This is a genomic window from Halobacillus mangrovi, assembly GCF_002097535.1.
Classification (GTDB): Bacteria; Bacillota; Bacilli; order Bacillales; family Halobacillaceae; genus Halobacillus; species Halobacillus mangrovi_A.
In genome coordinates this window covers 1,190,609-1,210,349 of sequence record NZ_CP020772.1, presented here as the reverse complement: position 1 = coordinate 1,210,349, position 19,741 = coordinate 1,190,609, and the positions used below count along the sequence as shown (strand labels likewise).

Genomic DNA, 19,741 nt, shown 5'->3' with positions numbered 1-19,741 from the left:
ATATAAAAAAAAGTTTACCAATGTTCTCTTGAAAAAGGCTTCAACCCTGAAGAGGCGAATCAGATAAAAAGCAACCATCCCTCTCGCCCGTTATGGTGAAAGTGAAGATGTTGCAAAACTTGTGTTGTTCTTAGCGATTGATGATAGTAAACTTATCATTGGAGGCCAATATCGTGTCGATGGCGGCATTGATGCAAGCTAAATAATAAGCAAAAACCATCCCCTTATTCTAATAGGGAATGGTTTTTAATCATTTAAATCTATTTGTTAGTAAAAACTTATCCTCAATTGGACCTTAAGAAATCTCTCTTTGGTACACTACCTCACCATCAATAATCGTCATGTCCACTTCCACATCCTTAATCATTATCGGATCAACGTGTAGTAAATTTGTTTCCAAGACTGCAAAATCTGCCCGCTTCCCTTCCTTGATCGAACCATTCTCTTCCTCAGTCCCGTTTAATCTTGCTCCATATATAGTCATAGATTTCAAGGCTTCTTGAACAGAAACCTTCTCTTCTTCACCTAACACATGTCCATCACGGGTAATTCGGTTGGCTGCCGCCCAAATCGAAAAGAGCGGAGATATAGGTGTAATGGGGCAATCCGAATGCAAGGTGTAGAGAAGGCCGCGGCGAGCTACACTTGCCGTTGGATTCATTTGGGAAGCTCTTTCTGGACCTAGAAAAATCTCGCGGTGGCGATCTCCCCAATAGTAGATATGATTGATGAACAAGGAGGTGGCTATTTCATAATCTTGCATTAAGTCTAGATCTTCAGCTTTCGCCGTCTGAAGATGTTCTATTCGATGCTTATGATCTCTTTTAGGGTTCTTGTCTAAGGCGTTCGTATAAGCTTCAATAATAGATGCTATGGCCAAGTCTCCGTTCCCATGTATAGCTATTCGATGGCCTTGGTTATGGTATTTTTCTATATAATTATTAAAATCTTCTTGTTTATGAACCAGATCTCCATTATAGTTTTCATTCTTGTAATATCCGCCTCTTAAGGCTGCTGTGTACCCTTGAATGGATCCATCCTGAAAAAGCTTTACACTATCCAATTTTCCACGGCCTTCAGTGTCTTTCTGTATGCGAGAATGAAGTTCTGATTTGTTCAGCCCTTCCAATTCCCCATTTTCCAAAAGGCTATATAAGATCATATAGCGCATGTGCAATGGGTTTTTACGACTCGCAACAGCTTCGACATGAGCACGATATTCATCAAAATCTAGGTCTAACCCTACAGCTGCGTCTGTACTAGTCGTGATCCCTTCTTTAAGATAATCATGGGCGGCTTTTTCCAATTGAGTAACAAGTTCAACTACAGAAGGCCTCGGTATCCGGTTCATAACTCGTTCGAGAACTGGCAATTCATATAAAATCCCATTCAAGAATCCACTTTCTCCACGTCCAAAATGTCCACCTGAAGGGTCCTTAACCGAATCAGGTATATCGCAATATTCCAAAGCTTTAGAGTTGATGATGGCGAGATGACCAGATATGTGTCTGATAAAGACCGGATGATGAGGAGCAACCTTGTCTAGTTCATGACGAAAAATATGCCGGCTTTCCTCCAGCAGCGTATCATCGTACCCATATCCTACAATCCACTCACCATCTGGTAGCTTCTCCGTTTCTAGCCGAATCAACTCCAGTAGGTCAGAAATATTTAGATTAGGAGGTGTAGAACAGTTTAATTGAACTTTTTGCCTCGCATACATAAACAAATGGTTATGAGTATCGATAAATCCTGGGATGAGTGTACGTCCATCTAAGTCAATCCATTCATCAGCTTTAATGGAACTACGAATTTCTTCCTTCCAAACCTTTTTTATACTTCCTTCTTTTACACCGACTGCTACGGGCCTTTCAAGTCCTTCTTCCAGCGTAATAATGTTTCCATTATATATAATCTGATCATATCTCATTAAATTACTCCTTTTCATGCTGAGTCATGTAGATTTTTTCGAGCCCTTTCAAAGTCTTCATAATAGACAGCTTTTACTCTTTCTGTCCGAGAGTGGGAGGTGAATAAACTTACAATCACTAAGGTAATGAAGGAGACTGAGAACCCCACAAGAGTGACATCTATAGGTGATTTTAAATAGGGCCAGACAATGGTGACAGTCGCTGCCAGTATCATGGAAACGAACGTTCCTTTTGCCGTAACTCCTCTCCAAAACATCACGGCTAAAAAAGGGAACACAAGCGTTACCGCCGATAGTCTGAGCGCCCATTGATACATAGAAATAATATTCGTGATATTATAAGCAACAATTAAACCAAGTACTGAGATAATCACTACACTCCACCTGGAAACGGCCATCATTTGTTTTTCATTTGCATCAGGTTTAATTAAACGCGCATAAAGATCTTGTGTTAAGTTCGAACTTCCTTGGAGAATGAACGAATCGGCTCCAGTCATAAGAGCTGACAGTAAACCAACTAGGATGATTCCTCCAAGAGCAGGAGGTAAAAGCTCAACCGTTACATACGAGAATACAAGATCTGGATTAATATCTGCAGGCACATATTGACGAGCGATAACTCCGATAGAATACGGTAAAAGAGAGATGAGCGTAGCAATAATAACCGCAGTAATTCCAGCTTTTTGAGCGACTTCCGCTGATTTTGAAGCAAAAATCCTTTGCCACGTGGACTGCCATATCAAATAAAACGGACCGACGGATAAGGCATAAATAAGCACAGCGCTTACGCCTTCCTGACCAAATGGGGTCAAGTAATCAGAAGGTGTGGATTGCAGGATCTCTTGAACGCCTCCTCCGTAAAAAATACTGGCAATAAACAAAGCAACAATTCCAATAACAAGTATGATAGATTGTATGGCATCTGTAATAATGGTCGCAGGTAGTCCTCCTAAAATAGTAAACCCAAGAATTAGGGCGAATGAGAAAATCACTCCTGTATTGAAAGACATATCAAATGCTAATGTGAAGACGGTCGACATTCCTACAATTTGCAAAGCGAGAGTGGGAACTGAGTAAATAAAAGCTGAGAGTACAGATGGGAAGATCCCCAGTTTGTCTCCAAAACGTTCACTGAATAAATCAGCTAAAGTATATAAACGTTGACGCCTAAGCGGCTTAGCAAATAATACAATTAAAAGTAAAGTAAATAGATAGGCTGGTAAAGCGAACTTAAAAAAGCCAGACATACCTACAGTAAATCCCATCCCTACCCATCCGATGAAAACAGCAGCTCCACAAAATGTACTTATGATAGTACCAACGATTGGCCAAAAACCCATACTCCAGCCAGCGATTAAATAATCATCCGAACTTTTGACCTTAAAGAAATACCAAAACCCCATAGCAAAAAGTAACCCGAAATAAACAAGAAAGTATCCTATGTACCAACCCATGTCATACCTCCATAAAGTCTGAATTTTATCTATATTAAAATAATAAATCATTCTTCATTGGTTTTACCAGTTAAAAGGAAGAGACACGAAGATATAACTAGCGGTTAGTTGAATATTTCCATAAGATTCATTATTGAGGAGTAGGTCAAAAGAGATTTAATTGATTTTTTATTGTCAAAATTGTTCGCGATTGTTGTTGATCATCTCCATACTACATAGAAATTCAGATAACAAAAAAGTAACTTCCTTTATTTGGAAGTTACTTTTTGCACAGGCCTAAGAGGGCATACCTATTACTCTACATTTTAATGTAAGACTTTCACCGCAAACCCACCCGCTTCAACTTTCTTCTTCTCCCCATTCACGTCTACGATATAAACACCCACTTGGTTTGTAGGTGTAATAGAATGAATCGTCTGGTTTCGCTCGGCAAAATAGATCCGAATTTCATGTTCATCCTCAGGGTCAATCCCAGATGAGTTAAACTCCATAACGTTAAGGCCGTCATCAGTGATGGAAGAAGAGTCATTTTTCAGTGTGGTCCCTGCAAGGCTCCGGTCATAGATACCTTGAAGTAGTTTGATAACTTCTGCAAAACCGAAAAAAAGAATCCCAGAAACAAGTCCACTTGCTAACGCACTCCATCCCATTGCTGTAGGCAGACCAGGTATAGTGGCAGTTAACTCTTCATCTCCAAAAAATACAAAACTAGAGACTACTCCAAATAAAATAAATAAAATCCCACATATACTTAATAAATTTGCTAGTTTATTCTGATTTCCGGTCATGACAACTCTTCATCTCCTTCACCCTTGAATGATTCGAATCTATCTTATGTTTTAAGTTTTCAGCTTATGTATATAGAAGTGCAGCCTTCCAATAAAAACCATCACTAATTTTATCGAAAAATAAAATCTTTGAATCAATTCTCCTTTCCCTAAATATAAAAAATAAGGGAAGGGAGGAATCCTACAATGAGATGGGTCCTTATTCTGGGGTTCGTTTGCACCTTGCTAGCAGCCTGTGCGACCGCAGACGGAAACGATAGTAAAGATGAAAGCGAAAAAGTGAAGAATCAATTTATGGATGAGGTTGCGGATCAATTGAAACAAGGCGACCTTGCCAAGTATGTCTCCACTGAATTAGAAGTGGAAGATGTAGAGAATATCTTGAGAGGAGATACCACGCATTTTGGATTTAAGCTGACTGGAAAGTTGAACAAGGAGTTTGAGTCATTGACGGAAAGAGAACAGTACGAGCTCTTAAAAGAATTCGATTCTAAGGCTTTTATAAAAACTTTTGATGAAGATCATATTGATTATTCCTGTGAAGTGGACTCCATCACACTTTCTGATCCTTCCGATACGTTTGAGGTATCACGGGCTACATCCTTTATCATTATGAAGAATGAACACTACTTCAGCCCTACTCCGACAGCTACGGCTTACAAAGTTTTAGATGAGGTGGATGATTCAGAAATCTACAGCTACATGAAAGATCAGTACGACAAACTCACGGATTCCGGTAAGAGTTATGATCCTCAATACCATGACCCGGTCGTTGCGGAGAAAGCAGCAGATAAATTCAACATGACTGCAGAAGAAGCGGCTGAAATTTATGTAAACTTTCAAATAAGAAAAGAGTGAGGAACTCGGCGCCTAGCCGAGTTTCTTTTATTGACCGTATTGTTGATTTCTTCTTCGTTTTGAGTGATATCCTCTTAGCAATCGTTGAATCCCTCAAACATTTGAGCGATTCCAAATACGATTTCGTCGATTTTCCAGCAAATTTCGCTGATTAACTACCGTGAACAAGAGAGAATTTGATCTAATAAAGGTGATTTTAGTCCTAGTTACCGTTAACTATATCTGAAAATTCAAACAGTTCGATATACTCTGTATACTTTCAACATTTTTTCCTATAATTGGTTATATTCCAACTAGGAGGTATGTAATGAAGAAAAAACATGTTATTCCAATGGCCGTACTTTCGTCTGCCTTAGTTATGGGGACTGTGGCCCCGTCCAGTACTTTAGCTGTGAGTACACAGACCCCAACAGAAGTTGTACAGAAAAACGTACATAAAGCGAATGGCAATAAACCTTTCTTTGTCAAAGAAAAACAAGCAGAGAAACAAAACAAAGCTGACGAACGTTCAGCAAAAGCGTTCTTAAAGAAAAACAATGCCAAATATAAAGTTGATGCTCCCGAAGAAAGCTTAGACGCTGCTGAGGTTAAAAAGGACCAGCTAGGCATGACGCATGTGAAGCTGCAGCAGAAGAAAAATGGCGTTCCAGTCGATGGGCATGCAATTACTGTCCATTATAGTAGTGATAACCGTGTTCAGGCTGTAAGCGGACAGTTCAATGAATCGGTCGAAGACTCCTCGATTTCAACGGAAGCTTCTCTTTCTAAAGAAGAGAGTCTTAAAAAAGCCAAAGCTGCTGTGAAAGCGCCTAAGGAGCTTCCATATGAACCTTCTTCAGAGCTAGTGATTTATCCATTCGATGATGAAAATCACCTAGCTTACAAAGTCAATGTTACGTTTATGGGTGAGCAACCAGGAAACTGGTTCGTCTACGTTGATGCGAATTCAGGTGAAGTCATCGATCAATATAATGCGATCATGCATGCAGATGGCTATCAATCTTCCACTGGAGCTGGATTAGGTGTACTCGGTGACCATCGTCAGCTTCATATCTCACACCAGAATGACAAATCCTTTAAAGATGGAACAAAGTTCTACCTGCTCGATCAAACGCATGAGAATTTAGACGGAATTTACACGTATGACTTTAAGAACAGCTGGGCATACAACCAGCTGCCAGGTGAGCTTTTCCAATCTAACGACGCTGCTTTTACTGATGACTATGATCGTCCAGCGGTAGACGCTCACTACAACTCTGAAGAAGTCTATGATTATTTCTTAGAAGAGCATGACCGTAATTCTATTGATGGTGAAGGTATGCCAATCATCTCAAGCGTGCATTTTGGAGAAGATTACAACAACGCCTTCTGGAACGGCCGCCAAATGACGTACGGAGATGGAGACGGGGAATTCTTCATTCCGTTATCTGCAGGTCTTGATGTGGCGGCTCACGAAATGACACACGGAGTCACCACTCACTCGGCAGGTTTGAAATATGAATTCCAATCAGGAGCGCTAAACGAAGCCTTCTCTGACATTTTCGGCGCGCTTGTTGACGAAGAAGATTGGGAAGTCGGTGAAGACATCATGGCTGAAGAAGCCGTGGCCTCAGGAAGAGAATCACTACGAAGCTTAAGCAACCCAAGTAAATATCCAGTTGGCTCTGCCTATGTAGAATATGGCGATGGAAACGGCATGTACCCTTCCCACATGGACGAGTACTATGACCTTCCACTTGATCTGGATAATGGCGGCGTTCACATCAACTCTTCCATCATTAACCATGCCGCTTATATTACAGGCGAACAAATCGGCAAAGAGAAACTTGGGCAAATTTACTACCGTGCACTAACCGTTTATCTGGCTCCAGAGTCTGACTTCAGCTACGCAAGAGAAGTGCTGATTCAATCTGCAGTGGATCTTTATGGCGAAGGCAGTGAAGAAGCTCTGGCGACTGAGGATGGATTCAATAAGGTAGGGATTACTGAATAAAATGATATTGAAAAATGAAGAAGCTGGCCTGGCGTCAGCTTCTTTTTATGGTGTACTTTCGGTTTGATTGATTTCCCTTCACTTTCGCTGAATAAAACTTCTCCATCTAAAGTTGTAATTGCCCTCATGACAAATGCGTATGTATTTCTACCTGCTCCCTTGTACGATGACAATTGAGAAGGGGGCCACGGTAATGAGTAAATTTAAGAATTCAAACAAAGCGATCATGACCATAATTTTAACAGGAAGTTTTCTTTCTGTTTTAAGTATGACTGTCATGACAACGGCCATTCCTGTAATTATGAACGACCTTTCGATTTCTGCAAATACAGCCCAGTGGCTGAATTCAATCTTTGTCATCATTATTGGCTTACTTGCGCCAGTTTCAGCCTATGAACTTAACCGTTTCACATCTCGCCAAATCTTTTTTGCGGCCATGCTAAGCTTTTCTGTAGGCACGACGTTGGGATTCCTTGCTTACGATTTTAATGTGCTCCTGTTAGGCAGAGTTTTTCAAGCCATCGGTGCCGGGCTTTTTCTACCTTTAGTGAGCGCCGTCATTTTTGCTGTTTATCCTATGAAAAAGCGCGGTAAAATGATGGGGTTATCTGGACTGATAGGGGCTTTCGCTCCAGCAGTAGGTCCATCATTTTCTGGCTGGCTGTTAGAATTTTATGATTGGCGAATGATATTTCTCGTCTTACTGCCCATCATTGCCCTGGACATGGCTGCTGGTTACTTTGTTCTAACAAATGTTACGAAACAGCAGCCTACAAGGTTAGACCTGCCTTCCGTGCTACTCTCTTCCATTGGTCTGGCTGCTTTCCTATATGGATGTAATACAGCAGGAGTAAGAGACTGGAGTGATTGGGAGGTTTGGGGATCCGTCTTAGCAGGTGCAGCAGCAATCATTTGGTTTGTTTGCAGACAATTCCTGATTAGAAAACCAATTTTAGATTTGAGGGTTTTCCAAAATCCCATTTATTCAATTACTTCAGTCATAGCGATGATTTCTTTTGCTTCTATGATTAGTGCGGAAACGATTTTGCCTATCTATATGCAATCGATCATGAACTTAACCCCTTTCCAATCAGGACTAGTCCTGCTGCCAGGGGCTGTCGTTCTTGGTATTGTATCCTTTTTTGCCGGCCAGCTTTTTGATTGGAAAGGAGCAAGATGGTTATCCATTGGTGGAGCTGTCCTGCTGGCCCTCTTCACGTTTATGCTTACCCGCCTGACCCCGCAGACGACAATCGGGTATTTAACGTTTGTACAAACAGCACGCATGCTCGGAATCTCGATGATCAATATGCCAGTGAGAACAGCAGGACTTAATGAGCTCTCAGAAAAATACATATCCCATGGAATTGCCGTTGGGTCGTCGACAAGACAGATTGGAGCTGGCATCGGGACTGCTCTGCTCATTGTCGTTATGACTCTATCATCACAAGGGGGTTCTTTCGTCGGGGTAAAAGGAGTAAATACAGCCTTCTTTGTTGCAACCATTACCTCTATCATCGCTTTGATTCTAAGTTTATTTATACCATCAACCAAAAAGGATAATTAATTATCACCGACTGATTCCTGGTCAAAAAAATTAAAAGAAGCTGCCTTCCTTTTAGTAAAGGAAACAGCTTCTACAGTTAAAGTCATGTTTACTAGAACCACTAGAATTTCTCCTCATCTGCCACACACCTGAATCCAATATTACCAGTAGAACTATCCATTGTATTCGAACTGCGAGCCGCAACACGATAACGATTACAATACGAGAAGTGACAAAGGTAAGAACCGCCTCGCATGACTTTCGGAGACTCGTTGTTCAAACGTTTCGGATCAATCCTTTTCTCTGGGTGATTGGAGAACCAATCGGAACACCATTCCCAGACGTTCCCCGCCATATGAAAAAGGCCGTACCCATTGGTCGGAAAAGTCTGAGCAGGTGCAGTCCCTATATATCCATCCTCTTCCGAATTCTCACGTGGGAAATCTCCCTGCCAAATGTTGCAGTAATGGTGACCCTTTGGAGTCAGTTCATCTCCCCATGGATATCTCTTTTGTACTAATCCCCCGCGCGCTGCATATTCCCACTCTTTTTCAGTTGGTAATCTTTTACCTGCCCAATCACAGAACGCCACTGCATCATTCCAGGATACATGAATGACCGGATGCTCCATACGACCTTCAATCGATGACCCCGGCCCTTCAGGCTGGAACCAATACGCTCCTTCTGTCGCCAACCACCAGGGTGTATTTGGAAGTTGCTGAACCTGATAGGGAAAATCTTTTGGAATAAATTGATAGAAGACGAAAGACCATCCATAATGTTCGGCTTCTGTTTTGTATCCCGTTTCATCGACAAATTGTTTGAATTCTGTATTCGTGACCGTGTGGCGATCTATGTAAAAAGGCTGGACTTGTTTTTTTCTAACAGGGCCTTCGCCATCAAACGGAAAACCTTCTTTATCATCAGTCCCCATTAAAAACTCTCCTCCAGGCAAATACACCATTTTTTCTTTAAACTTAACCGCTTTACCTTCCGTTGTTGTTATCTTACCTTTATCTGGGCTAAGCTTACTTTCGACTGTAGTCCGGCTCGCTGAACAACAGGCACGTTTCATTACTTCCCCTCCTCCTTTTCAGAATTCAATTTTGGAAATGACAGGATAATGATCAGACGGATATCTTCCATCGTAAGCATTTCTATCAATCTCTGTTTTTAATACCTTAACATCTTGCGTGCAAAATATGTAATCGATGGGTGCTCCTTCTGACCCGCCTTGAAAAGAATGAAAAGTGTTTCCTAGAGTTTCGTTTAAAACTGCATATGAATCTTGCAAATCCTTTGTTAATACTCGGATAGATGCGTTGCCTCTTAAAAACTGGATAACCCTATCATCTGGCTGGCTGTTCAGATCACCGGTCAATACAATGGGGATATTTTTTTCTCTGTAATGACTGTGCATCCTTTCCCAAATTAATGCGATGCCGTTCTCTCTTGCTGGCTGGCTGATATGGTCAAGATGAGTGTTGTAAACAATAAAATTATCAAATGGATTTTCCCTCGATTGAAAATGTCCCCACGTGCATATTCTTGGAAAATCACTGTCCCAGCTTATACTATTCGGCACTTCCGGTTGATCCGACAACCAGAACTGTCCGGAATCTACACATTCTAGTACCTCGTGATTATAGAAAATCGGGCAGAATTCATCGCTCGTTCCCCCTCGTCTTCCTTCTCCAATCCATCTATAGTCAGAAAAGCGATTTTCTAAATCTTTTATCATGTGGATCAATGCTTCCTGGGCCCCTAAAACAAGCGGCTCATGCTTCTTTAACATCCTGTACACTTTGTCGGCACGATGAGTCCAGCTATTCATACCATCTTGAGGAAGATCAACCCTTAAATTATAAGTCATTATTCTTAAATCCATATTTGGATACTCCTTTCGATTAGATAAAAGGATCAACTAATCGAGTAGTTGATCCTTTTTTCCATTAAGAATGTCAAATGATTAAGTGGTTTGCTGATTAACTTTATCAGTCAGTCGATTCGTAAAGAATGATGTCCCCCGTTTAAAAGCCGTCAACCCATACAGCATGGAACTCCAATCGATCAAGGTTACCTTGGTCGGATACTTTTTCTCTGAACCTTTCAGATGCCACCAGGAATACCGATGGAGACCGTAACGATAGGATTCTCGAAGTTTACGCTCATCCTCTTTATCTTCTGGATTTTCATACGTATCATAAGGCAGGTGGAGTTGATATAACGCATATAAATCAAAGATTCCAGCGGGATACACTGGTAAAAATCCTGCCACTATATAAGCGGATGCCACATCTCCTGGTGAGTTGTTGATTTTATCCGCGTGATATCCTCCGTGCAGCCCGTCGTTCGGACCGGCCCCATACCCCCACACATAGGAAGGGACATCGTGACGCTCTTTCCACTTTAACCGGTCAGCCGTACAAGCATTTTCATAGAACTTACGGTAAACCTCGCTCTTTGTATATTCCGGTACAAGGTAAAAAGGGAACTGATGGACAAAAGAAGATAGAAAGGAATTTGCGCCTTTCTCTCCATTTGTATCGGTCAAAACAGGAAGATCCCGATAATGAACCTGTGGCAATTCACTGATCTTTTCTTCAGAAAAATTCTTGTTCCATAAATCCTGGATGTTTGGATTTTCCGGCTGGCCCAGCATAGCTAGATGAGCGACCAGCACATATTCATTATAGGCTGGAAGTGACATGATTCCTTCTCCATCTTTTACCACCATGTTGATGGAACCTGTATCGATATCAGCGACTACGACGCTCCAGTCGATCTCATTCAAAAGTTCATTCGCCATGACATCGATTTGAGGTACGGTCTTTTTGAAGTGCTGCCCAGCAAACAGCGCACCAGCCACTAATAATGACGTATCAATGGTCGAGATTTCAGAGCTCAGGTTTTCTCCTGTTTCCATATCTACAAAGTGAGCAAAAAATCCGGTTTTCTCATCACGAGCAGGCTGGCAGTTATCGATTTTTCCTAAGGCAGCGCTTAAGGTGATGATGACTTTTTCCGCAGCCTGCTCGTCCCAGCCTTCCATATCAGCGACACAAAGACCGATTAAACCAACGCCGGTCGCCGCGATGGAGCATTTTTTCTCAGGGTTTTCTTCAAACGCCATCCAACCATCGGCATATAAACCTGTCTCTGGATGACGGGACGCATCTAATAGACGATAAGAATCTTCATACTGTCGATCAAAAAAGCTTTTGACATTATCTGGTAATTCTTTATAAAGCTCTGTCGTGTACATCCAAGTCCACTACTCCCTTATTCGTTGTAAAAATTCATAAATTTTTGATGGCGCGACTCTAATCGATTGGCGGCTTCATGTTTATCACGGGCTCTGAGTCTTTGCACATGTTTATCGTAATCCCCTCTTGTATGGAACGGACCGCCTTCATGAATGACATTCCACATCGGATCGATGGGAGAGTCTGAGGAAGCCATCTGCTCCGCTACCCATTCGTCGAGGAGTCTCATTCCTTTTCCGACAACCTCAGGTTTCTCATCTACAAGGTTGGTCGTTTCATGAGGATCCTTTTCAATGTCAAATAGCATCAAGTCTGGGAAGTCTTTCAATCCATCATGATATGTTCGGATCATCATCCAGTTATCAAATCGAACACCACGCTGACAGCTCCAGGCCATCTGACTTACCACGAGATACGGTCTTCCTGCTTCTTCACCTTTCGTAATGGCAGGAAGAAAACTCGTTCCGTCCCATTTTTCTCGCAGTTCTCCTTCCACCAACTCCGTCAAGGTCGGACCTACATCGATCTGGTAGTGGAAATCTTCATCGACATGACCTTGTTTCAGATCGGGACCAGACATGATCAGAGGAATACGGCTTGTAATGTGATCGGCCGTCTGGTGATCTCCATACACATTCAACTCCCCTTGGTTTTCCCCGTGATCGGCCGAAATGATGATCATTGTTTCTTCAAGCATTCCTTCCTCGTCCAGGGCATCAAGGAGCATCCCTATATGATCATCGACGTGACGGATCGCGGTATCATAGCCATCGATCCATCGCTTGAAGTCTTCTACATTTGTAATTTCTTCTGGGAGATTCGGCCATTGATCTCTTGCTGGAAGATCTGTAGCACTCATCGGTCCATAACTTTCTCTATGTTGAGCAATAATGTCATCAGTCAGCCAGTCTGGGGCTGGATCATTCTCAAACGGATTCCCATAATCTTCAGGTGTACGGTAAGGCGTGTGAGGATCCCAGAAGTTCAAATATAAAAACCAATCCTCTTTTTCCGTTCCCCGTCCTTTGATCCAACGGATAGCTTCTTTGGATACATCACCAGCGGTTTCCCCTGCCTGTTTGTTGGTATCATGTACTTCTAGAAACCCTTCTAATACGTTCCATTTCGCATGGCGTCCAGGGAATGGACTGATCATCGTCGTATGATGTCCTTTGACACGAAGGCCATCCACCCATGCCTGATAAGGGCTATGATGAAGGTTAAATGGGCGATCTTTTCCGATCGGTCTTACGTCCGCATCGAGTCCTCCATGGTTGACCGATCCGGTATGAATGCCGAAGCGCGAACTGAATAGTGCATTCCTAGAAGGAGCACAAGGAGCATCGGAGGCATAATAATTCGTAAATCGAACTCCTTTTTCTGCAATACGATCTATATTTGGTGAGGTGTTGCGATGGTACCCGTATACCCCTAGATGATCTGGTCTTAGAGAATCAATATCAAGGTATAGGATTTTCATAGTAATCTCCCTTTCTGTGAATACAAGATTTGAGATATCATTTCCGTCCCTACTGATTCGATCACAATTGGTACAGATCCGTTCATCCCCCACCCCCTTAAAGTTTTAATGAGAAACCTTAGCGTACGGGCTGGAAACGGACAGTCAGCTGATCATCCACCTTTGCATGGTTCCGAGAATGAAGATAGAAGAGGTCACCTTCCTTTTGGACATCATAGTTTTCACCTGGAACGATTTCCCGGTTCGTTTTGAAAACAATACAATCCTCAGACTGAGTCAGACGGAAGGCAATCGCATCCGCTTCGACGCTTGCAATTTCCGCTGTCCCGTAGACAATTTCAATATCATTGAATCTTACATTCAGCGGAAGCATGACGCCTTCTTTTGCTTGCAGTTCCAGCTTGCGTCCATCCATCAGTTTTTCGCCACTTTCATAAATTGATAGCTCTTTATCAAACCCATCTAGATTGAGAAGATGAAGGAACCTCTCCCCTTGGTCATTGGCGGTTGTAGTCATGAAGACGCCATGATACTTGCTGTCGTTTGTTAAAATGACCTTCGCCCCCAGTCGTTCAATCGCCTGCTGGAACAAGCTGATATCGCACTTATATGGCGTAGCCACCACCACGGCTCTCCCTTTTCCTACATTTGTTTCAAATCCGCACACTTCATCTGTTCCATAAACCCTGATTAAAGGCTCCACTTCTGATTCGAGCTCAAATACCTGCGCCTTATGAACGCGGATTTCAGCCCGGCCTTCCGCCCATCTTTCTGCAAAAACAGATAAATCATAAGTCGGACCTGCGAGTCTAATTCCTGACGGCCGAACGCCCATCGCCTCTGACAAAACCGTACACGGATGACCTTCCATATCATGGGTAGGAACTTCTCCATAAAGGAGCAATCCGCCACCATCATTCATATAGGTGACGAGTTTTTCTTGAATGGATCGGTCCATATGGCGTGCGGATGGAAGCGCCAGCACAGGGGTTTCAGCCACGTTAATGGTTTTGTTTTGTATATCGACTGAACCAAAGCGATAGCCTGCCAAAAGCATCGCCCGACCCATGTTCTCCCACGCAGCCGTTGAACGGTTACTCTCGATATTCTGATAGATTTCTCTCATTTTTTCGCTCTCGGGATAACGGGATTCGGTCATATAATAATCAGGGATAAAGCCAAAAGCGATCCCATCTTTTTCTTCCTCCATGACGGCGAGCTTATCGGAAACGGCCATCATCGTTTGGATGGAGTGAGCCATTCGAGGAAACGTGTAGTTCAGCTCCCCTTCCGGGCCAATCGGGGCTGCAAATCCATGCCGTTCCCCTGTCGACGCAATCCGATCATTTCCATCCCCACGCTTATGGCTCATCCGATAGTTTCGGCCACCGGTCATTAAGTAGTAATTGATCAAACGATTTCCTTGAGCCACACACATCCGTGTCTTGAAATCAGCCGCTGAGGGATCGAGTCTCCCGCTGAAATTATCTCCAAAATTTCCATCACCGCAATTAAACTCTACAGATGTCAACGGCTGGTCCGGGTTGTGGACGGCATCCATGAACCCATTGATCAAATAAAGATCTTGAAAGCTTTCCATCGTCAAATCGCCAAAATATATATCCGATCCTGAAAGGTAGCCTGGTGCCTGGGTATAAGATTCATATAGCTGACTGATGCCGATCGGAAATGTGAATCCTCTCCCTCCGCCAGTACCGTGGATATTAACTATAAAAGGGATATCCTTAACGTCGAATTCTTCAGCATAAGCTCTTAAAGTTGCGATATACTCTGCAAACCGGTGCCGCATAAAGTAACCGAGGTCAAAATGGAGCTCACTGACATACGATTCTTTCGGAGAGCGGATCGATCTGTGGCAGGCAGCAGACTGGTCAAGGTCAAAAGGATAACGCTCCTTCAACGTTTTCTCGTCGTAACGTTCCTTCACCCAGGTGACAAAATGAGTAAGGACATTTTCGGTCAAATCTGGACAATTGCTAACCCATGAAAGCATGCCTACTTCGTTATCCAGCTGCACCCCGATAATATTCCCGCCATTGGTTTGCAGTCTTGGGGCGGTAATCGCCATCACAGCCTCGTACCATTTCTTCGTTTCCTTCAAAAAATTCGGTGCCATATAATCCAGCGTTTTCGCTAAAGTTTTCTTCCCATCCCATGTGACGGGGACGATCTCCGGGTGCTTTTCGATGACCCAGTGAGGAATACCTTCATTTTTCATTTCCGCCATAATAAATGGTCCTGGACGAAGAAAAAAATAAAGGTTATTCTCTGCACACAAATCAATGAACCCGACTAAATCTAGTTCTGGACGTGTTCTGCCCTCTAAATCCATTTCTCCTTCCACTTCTTCATGACAAAGCCAGGGTACATACGAAGCAACCGCATTGCACCCCGACGCTTTTAACTTATCGATGCGATCCTGCCATTCTGATCGATCCAGTCGATAGTAATGGATTTCCCCACACATAATGAGCTGAGGTTCTCCGTCAATCAGGATTTGTTTATTTTTAATCTCAATCACTTTACCGTCTCCTCTCTGATTCTTTATAGCAATTATGTACGTTCATACGTTTGAAAAAAGGAGCCTCCTGCTCTTGATGAAACAAGAGGCTTAGCCTTCTCACTATTCCTTAAAGATAAATGTCAATCACATTGTTTTCTTCGTTAAAGAGACCCTCCGCATCTTTACGGTTGATGCGAAGCCCCCCTTCCCGGTAAGTGTTCTTCAGAAACGTTGCTTCTACCGGTTGAGTATTGATCGTTACACGCTCCTCTTTATTTCCGAGATGGTAAACGAACGTAACCGGTTTGTTATTGATTTGAAAATCGAAGGTTAATCCGTCAAAGCTTTCAGGAAGAACCGGATCAATGACCATGTCATCTCCTTCCTGTCGGATGCCCAGGCAATTGGAAATCAATTGATTCATATAGATTCCTGGACCGCTTGAATAAATGCGCCATCCGCCTTTCACGGCGACGGAACCATCGCGCAGCTGATCGAAATGTTCAGCAGCTTCATAACGCGTGTTGAATTTCCCGTCCGAGCTGCTGAAATACGCATTGCTCTGTCTCGTTTCCGCATTCGGCACGACCCTCTGAATTCCAATCGGATTGATTTTTTGCAATCCTTGCCATACCTCATCCTCTTTTCCTAGCTTCGCCATAGCTTCAACGAAACGGATGTGAGCATGAACATACTGCAGTCCTATTTCCCGGCCAAAATTCGCTGCTTGCTCTGCGCGTTGGAAATGGGTGCTGACGCCGCCTACGTAATTCGCCGGACGATTCATCAATCGTACCCCATCCGGGCAATAAAGGTTTTCCTTAATGATTTGATAATGCTTTTCTGCCTGTTCGGCCGTAAGTAATTCACTTATAATGCTTCGCTGCATCGGCAGCAATCTGTAGTCTATGCCCGTTTTCGTATCTTGTGGGTGAAGCATCAGTTCCGCTTGCTCTTTATCTTCTAAATAAACAAATCCAGGCAAAATATCGGTCTCTAGCATAAATGTCTTAAAGTCACGTTCAATCCCAGCGGCAAGCAGAGCCAGTTCAGCTGAAGCTTCGTGTTCAACATCCTCAAGAACCGCTGATAACTTTTCAATCACCTGATAAGTTAAGGCGACTGTCCAGCTGCTGACCATATACTGCTTCAATTGAGCGTTAGCTGGCTGAAGGGTATCGTCCCAATCACCATCTCCGTAAGAGGATAAATGTGTATCATGTAAGAAATGATCTTTGATATAGTCAATCTGTTTTCTCGCATGGTCAAAAATCGTCGCCGTCTCCTCCGTCAGCGCGAATCCATCATCTCGTTTCGAGAAAGGCACCTTCTCCTTTAGAAGCTCATAATCTTTTGTCGCTTCTAAATAATCACCTAAGGCTTTCAAAGGCCAGACGATGACATCCCCATGACTTTCTCCCGCCTGGATATGCGCGTATTGATCGAACATAAACCATTGCGGCCAGCTGCCATCCTCTTCAAACTGATGGGTGTAGACGGTTTTGATGATCTCTTTCACAGAATCAAAGTTCTGAGTAGCCATAAAGAACTCGGTTGGTCCCTGACATACATCACGCGTTCCCCAGGCCGCCCCGCTGTATTGCTCTAGGCCATGCGGTACGGAAAAGTGAACGAGCATATTGTGGGTGTACCACCAGGCAAGGGCATTCACTTTGTTGTACTCTTCGGTATCCTTACCTTCATGAGATAGATGGAATCCATTCATCACTTCTCGGTAATAGTTACGATAGCGGTCGATTTCGGCAATGGCCATCCGCTTCTCAAGCGGAAGCTCTTCCCCGTGAAGGAGCCCCTGCATCGTTATTCCCCACTCACTCGCTGCTTCAATTTCACATACAACGAGTGACGCGGAATCTGGCTGCACATTCGTGACAAGCTTTTGCTCATCAGCTAGCTCAAAATCAGCTCCTTCCACATGGAGTTTATACGTGAGATTGGGATGAACACGGGCATTCATAGAAGCTGAGTCAGCTGTAATAGTAATGACTTGTCCATTTCGTTCGACCTGATACGGCACTTCATATTCATTCGGATGCATAACCACTTGATTCGTCACGAGATAACGATAGGAGTTTCCACTCTTAGCTTGGACACTGATCCGCACTTCTGGTGTATCAAGGGTCGTATAGGTGGTGATCACGAACGTTTCGTCCGCCGTTTTGTAGTACCAGCGTGCATAATTGAAGCCTAATTCATACGCTGACGGCATCGTTAACAAGCGATAGGCCCCATCGACCTTCACGTAAATCCGCTGGCCTGATGTTTTCAAGACATTCAAGGGATTACGGGCATTCGTCAAAAGCTTGTTGAAATTCGTATTCCCGACAACGGTCTGCGCATTGAAGATTCCATACATCCAGGAAGTGGAGGTGACCGTATTTTCTTTAAGACGATCATTCTGTCCGGACATCAAAATGTGACCGTGCGGGCGCTCTACAAGGTTTTCTTTCTCTTTCAGTACGACGTGTTCATGCGTATCTGTGAAGAAAGAAAGCAAGGTGTTTCCATTCCACTCTTCCTGGTGGCGATGAGGATAAAGCTGGTTAATTTCATCACTGGAAAGCTCCTCCCCGCATAACACATCTCCGACTCCATCAGCTTTTGCAACTTTTTCGACCGGCTCCAATTCCGTAAGTTCCTTTGCTTGCACCTCGTTCCACGCTTCCGCAATCCGGTCCTCAAATTCAAGCTCGGTGACCGCCGACTCATGATTTTCCTCAAACAATCCGTAGAACACAAATTGTTGCTTACCAGATAATTTCACTTTCTCTGATTGCAGGGCGGTGTAGGCAAATTCATATTGATAAATTTCATTCGCAAGCGTAGGTTCTACCAGGACTTCCGGTTGGTTCGTTTCTTTATAAGACTTGCCGAAGAATTGAAACCCGTCTGTGGAATAGCCAATAGAACGTGTCAATGCCCCTTGTTGCAAATATGGAAAACCAGTGGATTGGCCCTGATTCTGGCGGGAACAGACGACATAACCTTTAGCATCATCCTTGAAAATGCGGTGATCGATGTATTGCGATATGTACGCTTCATTGTTTCGGAGGGCTCCTTTTTCAGCCAGTCCAAGGTCTTGCCCATAAATGACGTCAACTTCCTGGTCATTTCCTTCCACGTTGACTTCCCAGAACCAGATCCCTTGATCGGTTAGATGGAAAACGACTTGATAGGAAAGGTTTTCTATCTTTCCTGTCCACGTCATCTGTCTTTGACCGAAAGCCACTTCACTTGTTGAGTTCACTCCAAGCAGGGGATAAGCATGAATACCATCCTCCTGGTGTACACGTAAGTAAAGGTTGTTCAGTGATCCATCAACGGGATTGGAGATCAGCTGGTTGAGCATCAATGACTGGTATGAAATCTCTGCTATGTCCCCGCTGTTTAAAAACGTGAAGCTATACTCGCCTGCTGTCTGTTTAATCGTCGTATCTTTCGTTAACATCATTTCTCATCTCCTATTCATTAATCAACTTCTACTTTTATTGAAACGTTTCAATTGGTTAATAAAAAAATATTATTTGTTAGTGCTGGGAGCCTATTCATTGCAAACTTATTAAGTTGGCGACTCTGCTTCGAGACTTATCGCATGGATGTTTCTGTTTACTTAAAACGGTGGGGGAGGTCCAGGAAATTACTCGCTTTCCGTGGGAGTCCGGTGAGCTTCCTCAGGCTTCGCCTTCCGGGATCTCACCATGAACTCTATTCCCACAGGAGTCTCGCAATTTCCTGGACCTCCTTACTTTTGATTGGGAATTACAGAAACGCTATTATGGTGTGAACCAACCAATATTGAAAAGGTTCGTTAAACTCAAGGAAAACGGGAGTGGCTGGGAAACGGCGAGACTCCCGCGGGAGAAGGAGCTAGTCAAGACCCC

At 43.3% G+C, this 19,741-nt stretch carries 13 protein-coding genes; 4 read left to right on the top strand and 9 right to left on the bottom strand.

Annotated features, from left to right (window positions below; genetic code table 11):
- Window positions 1-121 precede the first annotated feature (121 nt).
- Window positions 122-202, top strand: a complete 81-nt coding sequence (locus HM131_RS21220) for a hypothetical protein (protein WP_332308739.1) — start codon at window positions 122-124, stop codon at window positions 200-202.
- A gap of 93 nt (window positions 203-295) precedes the next feature.
- Here the strand turns inward: HM131_RS21220 and HM131_RS05815 are convergent, their stop codons facing one another.
- The 3 genes from HM131_RS05815 to HM131_RS05805 form a co-directional block, all read right to left on the bottom strand.
- A complete protein-coding gene (locus HM131_RS05815) occupies window positions 296-1,930 on the bottom strand; it encodes an amidohydrolase (RefSeq protein ID WP_085028841.1) in 1,635 nt (544 codons plus the stop codon).
- A gap of 14 nt (window positions 1,931-1,944) precedes the next feature.
- On the bottom strand, window positions 1,945-3,384 hold the full coding sequence (locus HM131_RS05810; RefSeq protein ID WP_085028839.1) for a sodium:solute symporter family protein: 1,440 nt from the start codon (window positions 3,382-3,384) through the stop codon (window positions 1,945-1,947).
- A gap of 305 nt (window positions 3,385-3,689) precedes the next feature.
- Window positions 3,690-4,172 (bottom strand): hypothetical protein, encoded by a 483-nt coding sequence (locus HM131_RS05805; protein WP_085028837.1) that lies wholly within the window; start codon window positions 4,170-4,172, stop codon window positions 3,690-3,692.
- A 186-nt stretch (window positions 4,173-4,358) separates the two neighbouring features.
- On the opposite strand from HM131_RS05805, the gene HM131_RS05800 reads away from it, so the two are divergent.
- The 3 genes from HM131_RS05800 (at window position 4,359) to HM131_RS05790 (ending at window position 8,590) form a co-directional block, all read left to right on the top strand.
- Entirely contained in the window at window positions 4,359-5,030 is a 672-nt protein-coding gene (locus HM131_RS05800) for a hypothetical protein (RefSeq protein WP_085028834.1), read from the top strand.
- Between the two features lie 307 nt (window positions 5,031-5,337).
- Entirely contained in the window at window positions 5,338-7,023 is a 1,686-nt protein-coding gene (locus HM131_RS05795) for a M4 family metallopeptidase (protein ID WP_085028832.1), read from the top strand.
- A 193-nt stretch (window positions 7,024-7,216) separates the two neighbouring features.
- Window positions 7,217-8,590 carry a DHA2 family efflux MFS transporter permease subunit gene (locus tag HM131_RS05790; protein ID WP_198162730.1) on the top strand — a complete coding sequence of 458 codons (1,374 nt, stop codon included), beginning with the start codon at window positions 7,217-7,219 and terminating at the stop codon, window positions 8,588-8,590.
- Window positions 8,591-8,690: 100 nt separating this feature from the next.
- On the opposite strand, the gene HM131_RS05785 is transcribed toward HM131_RS05790, so the two are convergent.
- The 6 genes from HM131_RS05785 to HM131_RS05760 form a co-directional block, all read right to left on the bottom strand.
- On the bottom strand, window positions 8,691-9,644 hold the full coding sequence (locus HM131_RS05785; RefSeq protein ID WP_085028829.1) for a formylglycine-generating enzyme family protein: 954 nt from the start codon (window positions 9,642-9,644) through the stop codon (window positions 8,691-8,693).
- A gap of 18 nt (window positions 9,645-9,662) precedes the next feature.
- Window positions 9,663-10,457, bottom strand: a complete 795-nt coding sequence (locus HM131_RS05780) for an endonuclease/exonuclease/phosphatase family protein (protein WP_085028827.1) — start codon at window positions 10,455-10,457, stop codon at window positions 9,663-9,665.
- Between the two features lie 81 nt (window positions 10,458-10,538).
- Window positions 10,539-11,834 (bottom strand): hypothetical protein, encoded by a 1,296-nt coding sequence (locus tag HM131_RS05775; protein ID WP_085028825.1) that lies wholly within the window; start codon window positions 11,832-11,834, stop codon window positions 10,539-10,541.
- 17 nt (window positions 11,835-11,851) lie between these two features.
- Entirely contained in the window at window positions 11,852-13,315 is a 1,464-nt protein-coding gene (locus tag HM131_RS05770) for a sulfatase family protein (protein WP_085028824.1), read from the bottom strand.
- 118 nt (window positions 13,316-13,433) lie between these two features.
- Complete coding sequence (locus tag HM131_RS05765; protein WP_085028823.1) at window positions 13,434-15,857, bottom strand: beta-galactosidase; 2,424 nt, start codon at window positions 15,855-15,857, stop codon at window positions 13,434-13,436.
- A gap of 109 nt (window positions 15,858-15,966) precedes the next feature.
- A complete protein-coding gene (locus HM131_RS05760; protein WP_085028822.1) occupies window positions 15,967-19,311 on the bottom strand; it encodes a GH36-type glycosyl hydrolase domain-containing protein in 3,345 nt (1,114 codons plus the stop codon).
- Window positions 19,312-19,741: the final 430 nt, after the last annotated feature.